The organism is Paraburkholderia humisilvae (assembly GCF_902859855.1).
Classification (GTDB): Bacteria; Pseudomonadota; Gammaproteobacteria; order Burkholderiales; family Burkholderiaceae; genus Paraburkholderia; species Paraburkholderia humisilvae.
Window position 1 is genome coordinate 1 of sequence record NZ_CADIKH010000243.1, and the last position, 2783, is coordinate 2783.

The window sequence follows — 2783 nt, forward strand, 5'->3', positions numbered from 1 at the left end:
CCGGCCTGCGTCCGGCCCTCACCAGCTCGACCATGTGCGCCCGGAACTCCGCCGGGTACGCGATACGATGCTTGCCCATTTCGACACTCCTCCTTCTGTTCAAAAGGATAGATGTCCGTTTTCGCGGGTCAATCTCAGATCACTGGTTCTCGAAGGGACGGTGCTGATCGCGATCCGGAAGCACCTTGCCGTGGACAAGACGCTTGAGGAACTGGATGTGGAGGGCCGCTTCAGGCGACTGCACATCCGCACCTACTCGGACTCGTTAAAGCTCACGCCATTCGAAGAGCGGATGGTTACGTTGCGAGACCGGGGCGAGTATGTGAGTTTTCTGAAAGCAGCCGTTGCGGGCAAGCTCAACATTGCCGTCGCCGGTGCGACCGGTTCAGGCAAGTCCACCTTCACACGGACACTGCTGAAATACGTGCCGCGCACCGATCGGACGATGATTCTGGAAGATACACACGAGGTCGGATCCGACGACCATGACGAGATCGGCTACTCGTCTACGGCGAACAGGAGGGGCGTCTTACCGCGCGTGACTGCCTGAAAACCTGCATGCACCTGTCGCCCGACCGGATTTTCCTGACCGAGCTGCGCGACGATGCCGCCTGGGACTACATCAAGAGCGCGAACGCTGGCCACCCCGGTGGCATTTTCTCGACGCACTCCAGCAGCGCGGCCGAGACGCCGGGGCGTATCGCCGACCTCGTGAAGTCTTCCGAGGTCGGCCGGATGCTCGACTACGACATGATCCTGCGGACGATTCACGCGACCATTGATGTGATCGTCTACATGAAGGATTGGGACGTTGTAGAGCTGCTTTACGATTCACTTTTCAAAAAGAAAAGCGCTGCGAAGTAACGGAGGAACCATGCAATCGACACTGCACACACTGATCATGAATCTTGTCTGGATCGTTGCCGCCTGTATTACAGCAACGGTTATTTTCCGCAAGGTTGCGCCGTACCTGTGGGGCCAGTGCAAGGGCGAAACGATCGGGCAGCATATCGAACGGATCCACCGTGAGCAGAAAGAGAAACATGACTTTCAGTTCAACCTCAATATGCCGCCGCGTAGGGCGCTTCGTGTGCGGACAACCAACGTGGCCGTGCTGCTGGGCTTCATGTGCTTTGGCGCCTATGTCGCACCGAAGATCGGTCATGAGTTCATGTCCAGTTCGGTGCTTTGCTTTGGCGCTTATATCGCGATCGGCCTTATCGCCTGTTCGCTTGCCAGGGTGGTGCCCGCTGAACTGTTCACGGGACTCAACTGGAACAGCCGCATCGACGTGCGGCTCTATTACGTGTGGCTCTGGCCGCTGCATGTCATCAAAACGATGCGTCTCAAACGGAGAGCCTAAACAACCATGGCTGACAAACCTGCTCGAAATTCGTCTGCGCGCCTGCTGCTGCCGATCGTCAAACGTGAGCCGGAAAAAACGAAACGTCCGGTTAGTCTTTCGCAGGATGTGGATGCAGACCTGCTCGCTTACCAGCTGGCCTATCGGGATATGAATGGTGCGGAGGTGTCGCGTGACTTCATCATCGAGCATGTACTCGCGCAGCACCTTAAACGCGACAAGGCTTTCCAGGCGTGGAAGGCTACCCGATAGTGGTCAGGAAACGGGCGACTAATGTGCCTGCCTGCAAAGTTGACAGACCCGTCACGTATGACTTGCACCTGCACACCGATAGTTACAGGTTTAGTTGGGCGAACACCCCGGATTCACAAAATGTCAGCGCCGAATGCGAAAAGGGACTGAGTAGTCGTGCTTGAGCGCGCAGGCGGAGCGGGATAAGATCCACGCCCTTGGCATGGGTGCAGGGCGATGCGGAACGCTCCCAGGATCATGACAGGGGCAACAGTGCCGTTTCCCTACGTGGCCATGTGGCTGCCCGTCGATGACGGCGTGAGCACCGTTGATGGCAGCGTCGGCCTGCCGGGAATTCGAAGCCGGTAGCACTCCTCACGGCGCGTGTGTAGCCAAATTCTTCTTTGGATCATGAAGGGACAGGTATGACAGGGAGCATTACTCAGGCTTTGGTGGGGCGACACCCTGCATCCGGATCATTGGCCAGCGATCCCGCCGGGACCGCAATGAGGCAGGTGCATGAGAACAAGAACATTCCCGACGCCCGGATCGAAGCGCTTCGTCGGCTTGCCCGCAACGGTCCTGGCCGGTCTGCTGCCCCCGGTTCGGGCCGAGATGCGGCCGAACCGGAGCTGGAAAGAAGCATCAGGGAAGCCATCGAATGGTACGGGGCCCTCTTTCCGGAGGCCAGGGCCGGTACCGGAGCGCGGCAGGTGCGCAGTGCGACGCGCGCGCTTGCAGTGATGCCAGCCACCCGCCTGGACGGGGCGTGGCTGGATCTGGAGCGTATCCGTTCACGTATTGACACGCCGGCTTCGGCACTGCTCACGGTGCTGAATCTGCATGGAGTGGACATGACGCAGCGCGAGCATATTTTCTCGGTCCTGGACAGCAATGTGCACATCACGCCGGCGTTTCTGGCCGGGCTGATCGGGCCGGAACTGCTCGACGAGGCCTCGACGCTTCATGCGAACAGTAATGGCATTAACAGCTCACGCCGGGCCAGCATCCAGCGACATCAGGACTTTGCCGCGGCGCTGGGTCAGGACCGCGTACGGCAGCGCCTGTTTCTGCCGGACAATCCTGGGTCCGACGAGCATGCCAGTGGTATCTATTTTGATGGCAATGCGCTGGCCAACGCCGCGAACAGAAGTGTGGATGATCTGGCAAGTGATCCGTCCGCGATGCG

5 protein-coding genes are annotated in these 2783 nt (G+C 59.1%); all 5 read left to right on the plus strand.

All coding sequences use genetic code 11. The features are described from left to right. The coding region (locus HV796_RS45600; RefSeq protein ID WP_217478218.1) for an ATPase, T2SS/T4P/T4SS family at positions 1–550 on the plus strand (550 nt) is incomplete at its 5' end. Between the two features lie 8 nt (positions 551–558). After that, a complete protein-coding gene (locus HV796_RS45605) occupies positions 559–864 on the plus strand; it encodes an ATPase, T2SS/T4P/T4SS family (RefSeq protein ID WP_175233445.1) in 306 nt (101 codons plus the stop codon). A 10-nt stretch (positions 865–874) separates the two neighbouring features. Then, entirely contained in the window at positions 875–1363 is a 489-nt protein-coding gene (locus HV796_RS41480) for a hypothetical protein (protein WP_175233446.1), read from the plus strand. Between the two features lie 6 nt (positions 1364–1369). Further along, on the plus strand, positions 1370–1615 hold the full coding sequence (locus HV796_RS41485; RefSeq protein ID WP_175233447.1) for a DUF2274 domain-containing protein: 246 nt from the start codon (positions 1370–1372) through the stop codon (positions 1613–1615). 494 nt (positions 1616–2109) lie between these two features. Then, on the plus strand, positions 2110–2783 hold a 674-nt coding region (locus tag HV796_RS41490), incomplete at its 3' end, for a hypothetical protein (protein ID WP_175233448.1).

Coding starts and splice junctions, on each gene's coding strand:
- HV796_RS45605 (WP_175233445.1), top strand. CDS start 559: ATGCACCTGTCGCCCGACCGGATTTTCCTGACCGAGCTGCGCGACGAT.
- HV796_RS41480 (WP_175233446.1), top strand. CDS start 875: ATGCAATCGACACTGCACACACTGATCATGAATCTTGTCTGGATCGTT.
- HV796_RS41485 (WP_175233447.1), top strand. CDS start 1,370: ATGGCTGACAAACCTGCTCGAAATTCGTCTGCGCGCCTGCTGCTGCCG.